Source organism: Nocardioides sp. PD653-B2 (assembly GCF_002117935.1).
Taxonomy (GTDB): Bacteria; Actinomycetota; Actinomycetes; order Propionibacteriales; family Nocardioidaceae; genus Nocardioides.
Genome location: NZ_BDJE01000035.1, coordinates 15,868 through 29,058 on the forward strand (window position 1 = coordinate 15,868; position 13,191 = coordinate 29,058).

15 protein-coding genes are annotated in these 13,191 nt (G+C 71.7%); 13 read left to right on the forward strand and 2 right to left on the reverse strand.

Annotated elements, in window-relative coordinates; translation table 11 throughout:
• The first annotated feature begins 56 nt into the window (after window positions 1–56).
• From PD653B2_RS15520 to PD653B2_RS15555, 8 genes are all read left to right on the forward strand, one after another.
• The gene (locus PD653B2_RS15520; RefSeq protein WP_207559316.1) at window positions 57–872 is read left to right on the forward strand and encodes a pseudouridine synthase; all 816 of its coding nucleotides are present in this window, start codon (window positions 57–59) and stop codon (window positions 870–872) included.
• On the forward strand, window positions 850–1,644 hold the full coding sequence (locus PD653B2_RS15525) for an isocitrate lyase/PEP mutase family protein (protein WP_085873301.1): 795 nt from the start codon (window positions 850–852) through the stop codon (window positions 1,642–1,644). Before PD653B2_RS15520 ends, PD653B2_RS15525 begins: the two co-directional genes overlap by 23 nt.
• A gap of 46 nt (window positions 1,645–1,690) precedes the next feature.
• Window positions 1,691–2,380, forward strand: a complete 690-nt coding sequence (locus tag PD653B2_RS15530; protein WP_133058927.1) for a hypothetical protein — start codon at window positions 1,691–1,693, stop codon at window positions 2,378–2,380.
• 86 nt (window positions 2,381–2,466) lie between these two features.
• Window positions 2,467–3,876: a PepSY-associated TM helix domain-containing protein gene (locus PD653B2_RS15535; protein WP_089503988.1), complete on the forward strand. Its 1,410-nt coding sequence runs from the start codon at window positions 2,467–2,469 to the stop codon at window positions 3,874–3,876.
• 16 nt (window positions 3,877–3,892) lie between these two features.
• Entirely contained in the window at window positions 3,893–4,984 is a 1,092-nt protein-coding gene (locus PD653B2_RS15540) for a threonine aldolase family protein (protein WP_085873304.1), read from the forward strand.
• Between the two features lie 239 nt (window positions 4,985–5,223).
• Window positions 5,224–5,841: a TasA family protein gene (locus tag PD653B2_RS15545; protein WP_085873305.1), complete on the forward strand. Its 618-nt coding sequence runs from the start codon at window positions 5,224–5,226 to the stop codon at window positions 5,839–5,841.
• Window positions 5,842–5,931: 90 nt separating this feature from the next.
• Window positions 5,932–6,606 (forward strand): signal peptidase I, encoded by a 675-nt coding sequence (locus tag PD653B2_RS15550; protein WP_089503985.1) that lies wholly within the window; start codon window positions 5,932–5,934, stop codon window positions 6,604–6,606.
• On the forward strand, window positions 6,599–6,961 hold the full coding sequence (locus PD653B2_RS15555) for an Hpt domain-containing protein (RefSeq protein ID WP_085873306.1): 363 nt from the start codon (window positions 6,599–6,601) through the stop codon (window positions 6,959–6,961). Before PD653B2_RS15550 ends, PD653B2_RS15555 begins: the two co-directional genes overlap by 8 nt.
• Window positions 6,962–6,967: 6 nt before the next feature.
• On the opposite strand, the gene PD653B2_RS15560 is transcribed toward PD653B2_RS15555, so the two are convergent.
• Window positions 6,968–7,711: a response regulator transcription factor gene (locus PD653B2_RS15560; protein WP_207559310.1), complete on the reverse strand. Its 744-nt coding sequence runs from the start codon at window positions 7,709–7,711 to the stop codon at window positions 6,968–6,970.
• 114 nt (window positions 7,712–7,825) lie between these two features.
• Between PD653B2_RS15560 and PD653B2_RS15565 the strand changes: the two genes are divergently transcribed.
• Together PD653B2_RS15565 and PD653B2_RS15570 are read left to right on the forward strand one after the other, a co-directional pair.
• Window positions 7,826–8,287: a hypothetical protein gene (locus PD653B2_RS15565; RefSeq protein ID WP_085873308.1), complete on the forward strand. Its 462-nt coding sequence runs from the start codon at window positions 7,826–7,828 to the stop codon at window positions 8,285–8,287.
• 118 nt (window positions 8,288–8,405) lie between these two features.
• A complete protein-coding gene (locus tag PD653B2_RS15570) occupies window positions 8,406–10,580 on the forward strand; it encodes a glutamine synthetase III (protein WP_085873309.1) in 2,175 nt (724 codons plus the stop codon).
• Window positions 10,581–10,656: 76 nt separating this feature from the next.
• Here the strand turns inward: PD653B2_RS15570 and PD653B2_RS15575 are convergent, their stop codons facing one another.
• Window positions 10,657–11,082 (reverse strand): pyridoxamine 5'-phosphate oxidase family protein, encoded by a 426-nt coding sequence (locus tag PD653B2_RS15575; protein ID WP_085873310.1) that lies wholly within the window; start codon window positions 11,080–11,082, stop codon window positions 10,657–10,659.
• Between the two features lie 179 nt (window positions 11,083–11,261).
• Here PD653B2_RS15575 and PD653B2_RS15580 point away from each other — a divergent pair, with 179 nt between their 5' ends.
• From PD653B2_RS15580 to PD653B2_RS15590, 3 genes are all read left to right on the forward strand, one after another.
• Window positions 11,262–11,936 carry a hypothetical protein gene (locus PD653B2_RS15580; protein WP_207559311.1) on the forward strand — a complete coding sequence of 225 codons (675 nt, stop codon included), beginning with the start codon at window positions 11,262–11,264 and terminating at the stop codon, window positions 11,934–11,936.
• Between the two features lie 86 nt (window positions 11,937–12,022).
• Complete coding sequence (locus tag PD653B2_RS15585; protein WP_085873311.1) at window positions 12,023–12,751, forward strand: anti-sigma factor; 729 nt, start codon at window positions 12,023–12,025, stop codon at window positions 12,749–12,751.
• Between the two features lie 29 nt (window positions 12,752–12,780).
• Window positions 12,781–13,149, forward strand: a complete 369-nt coding sequence (locus tag PD653B2_RS15590) for a metallopeptidase family protein (RefSeq protein WP_085873312.1) — start codon at window positions 12,781–12,783, stop codon at window positions 13,147–13,149.
• Window positions 13,150–13,191: the final 42 nt, after the last annotated feature.

Sequence of the window (13,191 nt, forward strand, 5' to 3'; positions counted from 1 at the left end):
TCGGCGCCGCGTGGGTCCGGACGCCGGACCGGGGCCGGTCCGAGCCCTGGCCGACGATGGGTGCGTGGCTGCGACACCGGCTCTCCGAGCGGGTCGACGTCGAGCGGCTGTTGGCCGACGAGCGCTTCGTGTACGACGACCTCCGGCCGGTGCGCGAGGGTGACGACTACACCCCGCACACCTTCGTGTGGTTCCACCGGGACCTGCGCGACGAGCCCGTGGTGCCCGGTGAGCTGCCGGTGCTCCACCGCGACGAGCGGCTCGTGGTGGTCGACAAGCCGGCGTTCCTCTCGACCATCCCGCGCGGCCGGCACGTCCGGCAGAGCGTCGTGGTGCGGCTGCGCGCCGAGCTGGAGCTGCCCGAGCTCACGCCGCTGCACCGGCTCGACCGGGTGACGTCCGGGGTGCTGATGCTCGCGACCGAGCGGCGCTGGCGCGGTGCCTACCAGCACTTGTTCGAGCAGCGGCTCGTCAGCAAGACCTACCGCGCGCTCGCGCCGTGGCGCGCGGACCTGACGCTGCCGGTGACCGTGAGCGACGGCGCGGAGACCCTGGTCGAGCTCGAGTCGAGGCAGGGCGCGGGGCTCGCTGTCTATCGGCTCACCCCGCGCACCGGGCGGACCCACCAGCTCCGGCTGCACCTGCACGGCCTGGGCATCCCGATCGTGGACGACCCGCTCTACCCCGTCGACCGCGAGGTCGCGATCGACGACTTCACCCGCCCCCTGCAGCTGCTCGCGAGCGAGCTGGCGTTCACCGACCCGGTCGACGGGACCGAGCGGCGCTTCGAGAGCGTCCGTCGGCTGCCGCTGAGCGCTGCGGGGACCCCGCCTGGCTACCCTGGCGGACATGACCGACGAGCAGACCCGTGACCGGACCCGGGACAAGGCCAGCACCCTCCTCCGCCTGCACCAGGCGCCCGAGCTCCTCACCGTCGTCAACGTGTGGGACGTGATCAGCGCGAAGGTCGTCGGCGACGTCGAGGGCACGACCGCGCTCGCGACCGCCAGCCACTCGATCGCGGCGTCGTACGGCTATCCCGACGGGGAGCAGATCCCGGTCGACCTGATGCTCGAGGCGGCCGGCCGGATCGCCGCCTCCACCGAGCTGCCGGTCACCGCCGACCTCGAGGGTGGGTACGGCGACGCCGCCGAGACCGTCCGCCGGGCGATCGGGCTCGGCATCGTCGGCGCCAACATCGAGGACCAGATGCGCCCGCTCGCCGAGGCCGCGGCCACCGTGGAGAAGGTCATGAAGGCCGCCGAGCAGGAGGGCGTCGACTTCGTGCTCAACGCCCGCACCGACGCCTTCGTCAAGGGTCGCGAGCGCGACCAGGCCGAGGTGCTCGCCGACGCCGTCGAGCGCGGCAGGGCGTTCCTCGACGCCGGGGCGCCGGTCGTCTTCGTGCCGGCCAAGCTCGACGAGGAGCAGGTCGCCACGCTGGTCGAGGCGTACGGCCCGCAGCGGCTGACGATGATCGGGATCCCCGGGGTGCCGTCGCTGGCGCGCCTCGAGGAGCTGGGTGTCGCCCGCGTCTCCTACGGCCCGATGTCGCAGAACGTCGCGCTGACAGCGCTCCAGGAGCTGGTCGAGGACGTGCACCGCGGCGGCGGCGTGCCGTCCACGATGCGCATGCTGAACTGACCCGCACCGGGTGGGCATGGAAGCATCTCGACCCGTGGAGTCGAGCATGGATCCCGTCGTGCTCTGGGCACGCGCGCTCCTGCTCGCCTTCGTCGCCTGCTTCCTCGGCGTCACCGGCCACGTCACGGCCGACGGCCTGCTGCCCGGCCCCGCGTGGCTCGTCGTGCTGTTCGTCGGCTCGTCGGCCCTGTGCGCACCACTGCTGGCCCGGCCGGCGTCGCTGCGACGGATCGTCGTCCTCCTGGTCGGCGGACAGACGCTGGTCCACCTCGTCCTGACGATCGCCGCCGGCCACCGCGGTGACCCGTCTGCGGCGACGACGCGCCCGGTGTCGAGCGCGCTGCCGACGGTCGACGGCCGCCGGGTCGGCTCGCTGCAGGACCAGTACGACGCGATGATCGGCTCCACCCAGCTGCAGCCCGCGCTCCCGGTCGGCCACCTCGTCGACGACCTGGCCGGGCACGCGCCGATGATGGCCGCCCACCTGGTGGCCGCGGTCCTCGTCGGCGTCTGGCTCGCGATCGGCGAGCGCAGCCTCTGGACCCTCGTCGCGCTCGCGTCGGCGGCGCTGGTCCGGCCGCTGCTGCTGGCGTGGGCGCTCGTCCACGTCCGGCCGGTCGCCCCGCGGGGCGACCTGGTCACCGTCCCGGCCGAGCCGCCGGGGCTGCGGGCTCCCGCCCGCATCGCGCGCTGCGTCGTACGACGCGGGCCGCCTGCTCTCCTCGCCGCCGCCTGACGACGGCACCGCACCCACCACCCCACGCGACAGGCCCTGCCTGCTCGCGCACATCTGCGTTCTCCGAGGAGAGACCCTTGACCGACGTGATCGCGCCCGAGCGCGCGCCCAACCCCGACCCACCGCGCCGCCGGCCCGGCGCCGGCCTGTTCCGTGCCGTCTGGCGGTGGCACTTCTTCGCCAGCTTCCTGGTGGTGCCGATCCTGCTGGTCCTGGCCACCACCGGGCTGATCTATCTGTTCCGCTTCCAGCTCGAGCCGCTGCTGCACGCCGACCTGATGCGCGTCGACCGGCAGCCGGGCACCCTCTCCCAGCCCCACTCCGGCCAGCTCGCCGCCGTGCACAACGCCTTCCCCGACGGCACGATCGTGTCGATGACCGAGCCGGCGGCGCCCGACCGGAGCACGGTCTTCTCGGTCGCGCTGCCGGACGGCTCGACCCGCGACGCCTTCGTCGACCCGTACGGGCCGACGTACCTCGGCGCGCTCGACCCCGACACCACGGTGTCGGGCTACGCCGTGCGGCTGCACGGCGAGCTGATGGCCGGCCCGTGGGGCGACCTCGTCATCGAGCTCGGCGCCTGCTGGGCGCTGGTGATGGCGCTGACCGGCTACTACCTCTACGTCCGCGGCCGGCGGGGCCGGCGCCGGGCCCGGCAGGCCGGTCGGGCCGGAGCGACCCTGCGCTCGCGGCACGGCCTGGTCGGGCTGTTCGTGGGCGGGGGACTGCTTCTCCTGCTCGTGTCGGGCCTCCCGTGGACCGGCATCTGGGGCGCGAAGGTGCAGGCGCTCGCCACCGACCGGGGCACCTCGCTGTGGAGCACCGATCCCGGCGCGATCAGCGACCCCACGTCGACGCTCGACGAGTCGCTGCCGCACAGCCACGCCGTCGACGTGCCGTGGGGGATGGGCAAGTCCGAGGTCCCGCGCTCGGCGAGGGAGGGGAGTGTCGCCAACATCGACACCGCCGTGGAGGTCGCGGACGGCGCGGGCCTCCGGCACCCGTTCACCGTGGCCATGCCGTCGGACGAGGCCGACTCGACCGGCGTGTTCTCGGTGATCGGCTACGCGTTCGACGCACCGACCGACGAGCGGACCGTGCACGTGGACCGGTACGGCGGTCGGGTCGTCTCGACGTACGGCTTCGACGACTACCCGGCGCTCGCCAAGGTCGTCTCGCTCGGCATCGGGCTGCACGAGGGCCGGGCGCTCGGCCTCTGGTCGTTCTGGGGCTCCGCGCTGATGTGCCTGGCGGTGGTCTTCATGGGAGTCACCGGACCGCTGATGTGGTGGCGTCGCCGACCGCGCGGTGCGATGTCGGTCGGAGCGCCCCGGGGCCGGCTGCCGGTCCGGTCGTCGCCGGTGCTGCTCGTCGGCCTGGTCGCGCTCGGCGTCTTCCTGCCGGTCTTCGGCGTCTCGCTGCTCGTGGTGCTGCTGCTCGACCAGGTGGTGCTGCGGCGGGTGCCGGCCCTGGGCGGCTGGTTCGACGTGACGTGAGACCTAGGGTGGCCCGGTGACCGAACTCGAGGACCGGCTCCGGGCCGCCTCCCTCTCCTGCACCCGCTCCGCGATCCGCAGCCCCCGGGTCTCGCCCGCGGACACGTTCGCCGCGCTCGCCGCGGCCTGCGCGGAGCTCGGCGTCGACGAGTGGGACGTGTACGGCGACGACGGCGTCGTGGCCCGTCTCGAGGAGCAGGTCGCCGAGCTGCTCGGCAAGCCCGCCGCGGTCTTCTTCGTGAGCGGCGTGATGGGCCAGCAGGCCGCGCTCCGCGTCTGGTGCGAGCGCCGCGGGTCGCGCCGGGTCGCGATCCCGGACCGCTCCCACCTGCTCGTCCACGAGGAGGACGGCCCACGACTGCTGCACGACTTCCGCTTCGAGCACCTCACGGTCGGCCGGCGCACGGCGACCGCGGCCGACCTCCGGGCGCTCCCGGTCGGGCTGGGTGCCGCGCTGGTCGAGCTGCCGCTGCGCGACGCCGGGTGCCGGCTGCCGTCGTGGGCGGAGCTCACCGAGCTGTCGGGCGCGGCCCGCGAGCTCGGGGTGCCCCTCCACGTCGACGGTGCGCGGCTCTGGGAGTCGCAGCCGTTCTACGACCGGCCGCTGGCCGAGATCGCGGCGCTCGCCGACAGCGTCTACGTCTCGTTCTACAAGGGGCTCGACGCGCCGGCCGGTGCCGCCGTGGCCGGTGCCGCCGACCTGGCCGCCGAGCTGCGCGCCTGGCGGCGCCGGATGGGCGGCACGCTCTACCGGATGACGCCGTACGCCCTGGGCGCCCTGGTCGGCCTGCGCGACCAGCTGTCGCGGATGGGGGAGTACGCCGCCTGGGCGGCCGCGTTCGCCGCCGAGCTGAGCGCGGCCGGCCTCCGGGTGACGCCCGACCCGCCGCACACCAACACCTTCCTGGTGTTCGCGCAGGCCGACGCCGAGACCGTCAACACGCGGCTCGCCGCGTTCATGGAGCGCGAGCTGGTCGTGCCCGCGGGGTCGTGGTGGGACAGCGACGTGCCGGGGACCGCGGTCACCGAGATGGCCGCGCAGGCCGCGTCGCTCGCGTTCGAACCGGCCCAGGTGGCCGCCTGGTGGCGCGAGATCGCGGGCACCTGAGCCCGAAAGCCCGGTCGAAACCCGTGAAACACCGGGTCCGGCCGGTGCCCCGCGCCGTCCTGCGCGACGTTTCCGCAGGTCAGAGGCGGTTTTTCGGGCGTCTTGGGGTCTTGCGCGTTCCTTGAGGGAACGTCGTGCTTTTACCGGCTTCTGCCTTGAACTCGCCCCGGCATTGTTCTGGTCATCAAGGAACGGGCCGGCCGCACAAGCCGCTGGTCCCCAACTCAAAGGAATCAGCAATGCGTCTCGCCGCCAGCTCCACCGCCGTCAAGATCTTCGCGTCCGTCGTGCTCGTCGGTGGCGCTGCCTCGGTCGCCGGCCTCGGTACCTTCGGTGCCTTCACCTCCACCACCACCGCCAGCGAGTCGGTCGCCTCCGGCAAGGTCGTCCTGTCCTCCGCCGCCGGCGCGGTCAGCATGGCCACCCCGGTCGCCGACATGGTCCCCGGCGACGTCGCCCAGCGGGCCGTCACCCTGAGCCGCTCCACCGACACGACGTCGTTCGGCTCGGTCAAGCTGACCACGACCGGCTCCACCGCGAACGTCCTCACCTCGAACGCCACCAACGGCCTGCAGCTCAAGATCGACCAGTGCTCGGTCGCCTGGACCAAGGCCGCGAGCACCAACGACCTGACCTGCTCGGGCACCACGACCTCGGTCGTCGCCCAGCGCGCCGTCATCGGCACCGACATCGACCTGGCCGCGGCCACGACCACCCTCAACGCGTCGGGTGCCACGTCCTTCCTCCGGGTCTCGGTCAGCCTGCCGACCGCCGCGGACAACACGTTCCAGGGTCTCTCGAACACGCTGACCTTCACCTTCGACGCCACCCAGCGCGCCGCGAACACCGCGCTCTGATCGGACTCCCGGGGGCCACCCACGGCGTGGGTGGCCTTCGGGTTCGCACAACCCCCAGCCGACGACGACCCAGCCGCGAGGAGACAGACCATGAGCAGCAGCACTGCCGTCATCGCCGGTCGCCACCGGGCCGCCGTCCGCCCGACGATCACCCCGAGCGGGGTGACCGCCAAGCGGGTCGCGGCCGAGGCCCCGGTCGTACGCCGGTCGATGGTCCGCCGGGTGATCCGTCTCGGCGGCAACCTGCTGACGCTGGTCTGCCTCGCCGTGTTCCTCCTGGTCGCGGTGGGACCCCACCTCTTCGGCTACCGAACCGCCACGATGCTCACGGGCAGCATGGAGCCCGGCATCATGCCGGGCGACGTCGTCGTCACCGCCCAGAAGCCGGCCAGCGAGCTGGCCGTCGGTGACGTGATCAGCTACCAGATCCCGGTCGAGGACCACCGCGTCGAGACCCACCGGGTCGTCGAGGTGAAGACCCAGAACGACGGCTCGATCGTCTTCCGCACCCAGGGCGACGCGAACGAGAACGACGACCCGTGGACCGCGACGATCCAGGGTGACACCGTCTGGGAGGTGAAGACGGTCGTCCCGAAGCTCGGATCCGTCATCCGTGTCCTGCGCGCACCGGCGGTCCAGCACGGTATCTTCTGGATTGCATTCGGGGGGCTGCTGCTGCTCGGGCTCAGCACGATCTGGGGCTCGAAGCCCGAGGTCGACGAAGACGACATCGACGAGCCTGCACTGGAGGGTCCCCATGAGTGACGTCCTGTCTCCACCCACGGCGTTCGACGCGACCGCGGTGAGCAGCCTGACCGGTCACGACGACGACGTGCAGTTCGCACTCGACTTCGTCGCCCGCTTCCGCCGGCTGCTGCCCGGGCGCGTGAGCCGGATCGAGTCGGCGATGCTCGGTGACGACTACCGCGAGGCGATGGACGCGGTCCTCAGCCTCCGGACCTCGGCCTGCACGCTCGGCGCCCAGGAGCTGTGCGCCGTGAGCACCCGGATCGAGGAGCACCTGCGTGTCTCCGATCTCGCCGGCGCCCGGGTCGCGGCCCAGGGCCTCGCGGGAGCCGAGCGCCGCGCCGACGACGCCTTCGCGACCTTCCTGTCCTAGGGGAACCTAGGTGACGAGCTCCATCCGGTAGCCCACTCCGCGGACCGTGCGGATGAACCGCACCTCGCCGCGTGCCTCACCGAGCTTGCGGCGCAGGTTGCCGATGTGCACCTCGACGAGGTGCGTGTCGGACGCCCACTCCGTGCCCCAGACCGAGCGCAGCAGGGCCTCACGGGTCCACACCCGCGCCGGCGTGCGCATCAGCTCGGTCAGCAGGTCGAACTCGGTGCGGGTCAGCACCAGCTCCTCGTCGTCGCGAAAGGCGCGTCGGCCGTCGACGTCGACCCGCAGCACGCCGTGCACGAGCACCTCGTGTCGGTCGTCGACCCAGGACTCGGCGGGAGTCCCGTTGCTCCCCGGGACCACGCCGTTGACGGTGCGCGGCCGCCGGAACATCGCGTTCACCCGGGCCTTGAGCTCGCGGGCGCTGAACGGCTTCGAGATGAAGTCGTCGGCACCGGTCTCCAGGCCCAGGAGCCGGTCGATCTCGTCGTCACGGGCGGTGATCATCACGACGTACGCGTCGCTGATCTCGCGGATCCGGCGACAGGCCTCGATGCCGTCGATGCCGGGCAGCCCGAGGTCGAGCGTGACCAGGTCGGGCTGGTGCTCGCGGACGGCTTCGACACCCGCCAGACCGGAGTCCACGGCGACGACGTCGAAGCCCTGTTGCGCCAGTGTGAACTCGATCAGCGCCCTGATGTCCTCGTCGTCCTCGACGACCACGGCTCGACGATCGTTGCTCCCCATAACACGATCATGTCATTTCTTGAAGGTTTCTTGAGTTGCACTCGCGACCCGCTTGAGACCCGCCCCGGAGACTGAGGTCCACACCCACCCGCACGCCCCGAGTCCGGAGACCCCTTGACACCCTGGTTCGACCACTGCCGCCGTGCAGTCTCGGTCCTCCTGGTGGTGCTCTCCCTGCTCGCCATCCCGGCGGTCGCGGACGCGAAGTTCACCTCGTCCCAGCCGTCCACGCTGAGCGTCGGGGCCGACAAGATGGAGATGCCCACCGCGGTGCGCGGCAGCTACAGCTGCACCAAGTGGGGCAACACCGAGTACATCTCGGTGACCATCACCGGGTTCACCGACAGCGGCCCGACCGATGCGACGTACGGCTTCAGCCTGGCGCTCGGCAACAACGTCGTCGACACGGTGTCCTCCCCGGTGAAGCGGCAGACGCTCACGGGCTCGCGATCGTCCGACTTCCGCGCCACCACGTGGATCGTCGGCGTCCACAGCTCCCTCGGCAACTGGACCGGCGCGGCGTGGACCAAGGACCTCGTCTGCAACTCGAACGGCACCGGCTCCGGTTCCTGGTAGACCGGGCCAGCCGGTCCGCGTCCGTCACGGCCGCGTAACAATCCCGACATGTGACGCGTCTAGGTTCACGACTGTCAGCCGCGGGGAGCGGCGTACGTCGTGAGGGAGCACCGAGCACATGAGCGCGAACAAGGTACGTCTGCAGGCCATCACGGACGTCGAGGCGTACCTGCCACCGGCCGTGAGCTTCGATCCCGGCGAGGAGCCCGGTGAGGTCTTCGGCCAGAACGTCTTCAGCCTCAGCGTGATGGCGAAGCGGCTGCCGAAGTCGGTCTACCGGTCCGTGCTCGCGACCATCGAGAAGTCGGCTCCCCTCGACCCGCTGGTCGCCGACGCCGTGGCCTCGGCGATGAAGGACTGGGCCCTGGAGAAGGGCGCGACCCACTACGCCCACGTCTTCTACCCGCTGACCGGCCTGACCGCGGAGAAGCACGACAGCTTCCTCGACCCGGTCGGCGACGGCACGGCGTTCGCGTCGTTCTCCGGCAAGACGCTCGTCCAGGGCGAGCCCGACGCGTCGTCGTTCCCGAACGGTGGGCTGCGCAACACGTTCGAGGCCCGCGGCTACACCGGCTGGGACGTGATGAGCCCGGCGTACGTCCTGGAGAACCCGAACGGCAACACGCTCTGCATCCCCACCGTCTTCATCTCGATGACGGGGGAGGCGCTCGACCACAAGACGCCGGTCCTGCGCTCGCAGCAGGCGATGGCCGTACACGCCGAGCGGGTGCTGCGGCTGTTCGGGCACGAGCCCGAGCGCGTCGTGTCGTACTGCGGCCCCGAGCAGGAGTACTTCCTGGTCGACAGCCACTTCTACCTGGCACGCCCCGACCTGCTGAACGCCGGCCGCACGCTCTTCGGCGCGAAGCCGCCGAAGGGCCAGGAGTTCGACGACCACTACTTCGGAGCGATCCCGGAGCGGGTGCTCGGCTTCATGATGGACACCGAGCGGGAGCTCTTCAAGCTCGGCATCCCGGCCAAGACCCGCCACAACGAGGTGGCCCCCGGCCAGTTCGAGATCGCCCCCATGTTCGAGCGCGCCAACGTCGCCTCCGACCACCAGCAGCTGCTGATGACGACCTTCAAGGCGATCGCCAAGAAGCACGGCATGGAGTGCCTCTTCCACGAGAAGCCGTTCGCCGGGGTCAACGGCTCCGGCAAGCACGTGAACTTCTCGATCGGCAACGACGCGCAGGGCAACCTGCTGCTCCCGGGCGACACCCCGCACGAAAACGCCCAGTTCCTCGTCTTCTGCGGCGCCGTCATCCGGGCCGTCCACAAGTACGGCGGGCTGCTGCGGGCCTCGGTCGCGTCGGCGTCCAACGACCACCGCCTCGGCGCCAACGAGGCGCCGCCGGCGATCATCTCGATCTTCCTGGGCGACCAGCTCACCGACGTCTTCGACCAGATCGCGAAGGGCGGTGCCACCCGCTCGAAGGAGAAGGGCACGCTGATCGTCGGCGTGGACACGCTCCCCGACCTGAGCAAGGACCCGGGCGACCGCAACCGCACCAGTCCGTTCGCCTTCACCGGCAACCGCTTCGAGTTCCGCGCCCCCGGCTCGCTGCAGACCGTGGCCGCGCCGATGGTCGTGATCAACACGATCATGGCCGAGGCGCTCGACCACTGCGCCACCGTGCTCGAGGGCGCGGTCGCCGAGGGCACCGACTTCGACGAGGCGGTCCAGTCCCTGCTCGCGACGATCGTGGCCGACCACGGTGCCGTGATCTTCAACGGCAACGGGTACTCCGACGAGTGGCAGGTCGAGGCCGAGCAACGCGGCCTGAAGAACCTCCGCACCACGATCGACGCGCTTCCCGAGCTGATCTCCGACGACGCGCTGGAGCTGTTCTCGAGGTACTCGGTCTTCAACGACCGCGAGATGCACAGCCGCTACGAGGTCGGGCTGGAGCAGTACATCCTCAGCGTCGGCGTCGAGGCGAACCTGACCCTCGAGATGGGCACGACGATCATCCTGCCGAGCGCGATCCGCTACCAGACCGAGCTGGCGTCGAACGTCGCCACCCTCAAGGCCGCCGGCGTTGACGCGGACCTCTCCCTGCTCGAGTCGGTCTCCGGCCCCATCGTGGAGCTGAAGGCCGGCCTCGCCGGGCTCGGCGACGCCCTCGCCCAGGAGCACGACCACGACCCGATGGTCGCCGCGACGTACGTCCGCGACACCGTGATCCCGGCGATGGCGGCGGTCCGCGCGGCCGCCGACACGCTCGAGGGCCTGGTGGCCGACGACCTGTGGTCGCTGCCGACCTACCAGGAGATGCTCTACATCCTCTGACTCCTCGGGCCCCGGGGGCCGTTGTCGTCCCGTGACCTCACGGTGACCTGCCCGTGTCCTTCGGCCACGGGCGCCCTCAGCTGGCGAAGAGGCGCTTGCCGGTCACCAGGCGCGGCTCGATCACGACGTACAGGGCGTGCGCGCCCGACGGCCATGTCTCCGGCCCCGACCAGGTGCGCGGCAGCCGCGTCGTGTCGAACACGACGTGCGCCGTCCCCCGGGCCAGGACGCTCCAGCCCGACCGGGTGAACTCGTCGACGTCGTCGATCTGGAAGGCCACGGGCTGGTCGTCGACCTCGGTCGCGAACGACGAATGGGCCGTGGTCCGGAACCAGATCTCGTCGTCGACCAGCACGTAGTTGATCGGCAGCACGGTCGGCCCCGCCGGCCCGGTCCACGCGACCCGGCCGACCGACCGCTCGGCGAGGAGCCGCGTGCACTCGTCCGGGGGCAGGTCGACGAGCTTCCCGCTCGCCCAGCGGGGTGTCTCGGTGATGTCCATGTCCACGCCTCTCGTCCTCCCGATGTCACTCGATCGTGCGACGGAGGACCTCGTGGTCGACAGGTGCGTCGGTCCGTCGGCGTCGGGACCAATGTCCCTCCTCTACCAATCCGGTTCCGGGGTGGTGGCGAACTACCCCGCGACAGAGCACCACGACGCCAATCAGTAGGGAGCGCCACATGCGCACCATCTCGAACCCCAAGAAGACGCTCGCAGCGCTGGCCACCGTGGCCCTGCTCGCCGGTCCGCTGGCCGCCTGCGGCTCATCCGACTCGGAGGGGTCTTCCTCCTCCAGCTCCGCCGCGGCCCCGAAGCCGGTCGCCGCCATCGACGCCCTGCAGGGTGAGACCACCGCGATCGCCCTCGACAAGGGCTTCACCGACGCGCTCACCGCGCTCAAGCTCACCCCGGGTGTGGTCGGCACCGCGAAGCTCGAGGACGGCTCGCTGATCTTCCCGATCACCGGCGGCAACGTCACCGTCTTCAAGCCCGGCGAGGTCTCGCCCTACGTCATCGGCCAGGTCCAGCACGAGGGCTCCGGTCTGTCGCTGACCGCCGGTGGCACCACGGTCGAGCTGACCAACTTCAACGTCGACCCCGGCGTCTCGCGGGTCTACGGCGACGTGAGCGTCAACGGCAAGGTCGCGGTCACGAACGCGTTCCTCTTCCAGCTCGACGGCCGCACCCTCCAGCCGCTGCAGACCGAGGGCAGCAACGCGATCCTCGAGGGCACCAAGGTCGAGATCTCGGCCGACGCCGCCCCGCTGCTGAACCAGACGTTCAAGACCGACGCCGTGAAGCCCGGCCTGCTGGTCGGCATCGCCAAGATCACGGTGAACACCACCTCCAAGTAGCACCCGGCACCACGCGCCTCGATGCGGCCCAGGTCCCTGACCGGGGCCGCATCGACGCGTCCGGCGTACCAGACAGGAGCGAGGCCGTGCCGACCCACGTTGTCCACCTCCTCGCCGGTGCGTACGCGCTCGATGCCCTCGGCGACGGGGAGATCCTGGAGTTCGAGAGGCATCTGGAGACCTGCGGCGACTGCCGGACCGGGCTCGCGAGCATGAGCGACGCGGTCGTCCTGCTGGCCGCCCCGGTGGAGCTCTCTCCTCCGGAGGGCCTGCGGCGCCGCGTCCTGCGCGACGTCTCCCGGGTCCGTCCGCTGCCGCCCCGCACCACCGACCTGCCGGCCGCGCGCATCCCTCGTCGTCGCCGGCGGACCGGGCCGGTCGCCGGCGCGGCAGCGGCCGTGCTGATCGCCGCGATCGGCGTCGGCGCCACCGTCGGTCGCGGGTCCGAGGACCCGGCGCCGGTGACGGCCTCGGCGCAGGTCATGCACGCCGCGGACCGGACGCACACGACCGTCGAGTCCGACCGCGGCTGGGAGGCCACCGTCTGGCGCTCCGACTCCGTCGGCCAGGCGGTGATCGCCACCCGCCACCTCCCCCCGGCGCCGGCCGGGCTGGTCTACCAGCTATGGCTCGACCAGCCGGCCTCCGGGAGGGTCTCCGCCGGCATCATGTCGGCCGGCGCCGACCAGGCCGTCGTCCTCGTGGGCGACGCCGCCACCGCGAACGGCGCGGCCATCACCCTCGAGCCGACCGGCGGCTCCACCCGCCCGACCAGCAACCCGATCGCGACGTTCGACTTCGGCCGCGGCGCCTGACCAGACAGCCGCTGGGCATACTCGGTCCCATGGACCCGGGGGCAGTGCCGCTCGACGTCTTCGAGGCGATGGTCGTCGACGCCCTCGACTCCCTGCCCGACTGGGTGCTGCCGGTCGTCAGCGAGATCGCGGTGCTGGTCGAGGACGAGCAGGCCGAGTCGGAGCGTCGTCCCGGGATCCTGCTGCTGGGCCTCTACCGCGGGGTCCCGCGCACCTCGCACTACGGCCGGGCCCCCGGCACGCTGCCGGACACGATCACGCTCTACCGGCTCCCGATCGTCGAGGTCTGCGCGCGGCTCGAGGACGTGCCCGCCCGGGTGCGCACCGTGCTGGTGCACGAGGTCGGGCACGCCATGGGCATGTCCGAGTCCGAGCTGCGCGAGCTCGGCTGGGCCTGAGCGACCGGGCGCCGCGCCTGGGTTCGACCCAGGGGTACTGTG

Bases quoted from the DNA above. Each gene is read 5' to 3' on its own strand.
- PD653B2_RS15520 (WP_207559316.1), top strand. From the start codon at position 57: ATGGGTGCGTGGCTGCGACACCGGCTCTCCGAGCGGGTCGACGTCGAG.
- PD653B2_RS15525 (WP_085873301.1), top strand. From the start codon at position 850: ATGACCGACGAGCAGACCCGTGACCGGACCCGGGACAAGGCCAGCACC.
- PD653B2_RS15530 (WP_133058927.1), top strand. From the start codon at position 1,691: ATGGATCCCGTCGTGCTCTGGGCACGCGCGCTCCTGCTCGCCTTCGTC.
- PD653B2_RS15545 (WP_085873305.1), top strand. From the start codon at position 5,224: ATGCGTCTCGCCGCCAGCTCCACCGCCGTCAAGATCTTCGCGTCCGTC.
- PD653B2_RS15550 (WP_089503985.1), top strand. From the start codon at position 5,932: ATGAGCAGCAGCACTGCCGTCATCGCCGGTCGCCACCGGGCCGCCGTC.
- PD653B2_RS15555 (WP_085873306.1), top strand. From the start codon at position 6,599: ATGAGTGACGTCCTGTCTCCACCCACGGCGTTCGACGCGACCGCGGTG.
- PD653B2_RS15560 (WP_207559310.1), bottom strand. From the start codon at position 7,711: ATGGGGAGCAACGATCGTCGAGCCGTGGTCGTCGAGGACGACGAGGAC.
- PD653B2_RS15570 (WP_085873309.1), top strand. From the start codon at position 8,406: ATGAGCGCGAACAAGGTACGTCTGCAGGCCATCACGGACGTCGAGGCG.
- PD653B2_RS15575 (WP_085873310.1), bottom strand. From the start codon at position 11,082: ATGGACATCACCGAGACACCCCGCTGGGCGAGCGGGAAGCTCGTCGAC.
- PD653B2_RS15580 (WP_207559311.1), top strand. From the start codon at position 11,262: ATGCGCACCATCTCGAACCCCAAGAAGACGCTCGCAGCGCTGGCCACC.
- PD653B2_RS15590 (WP_085873312.1), top strand. From the start codon at position 12,781: ATGGACCCGGGGGCAGTGCCGCTCGACGTCTTCGAGGCGATGGTCGTC.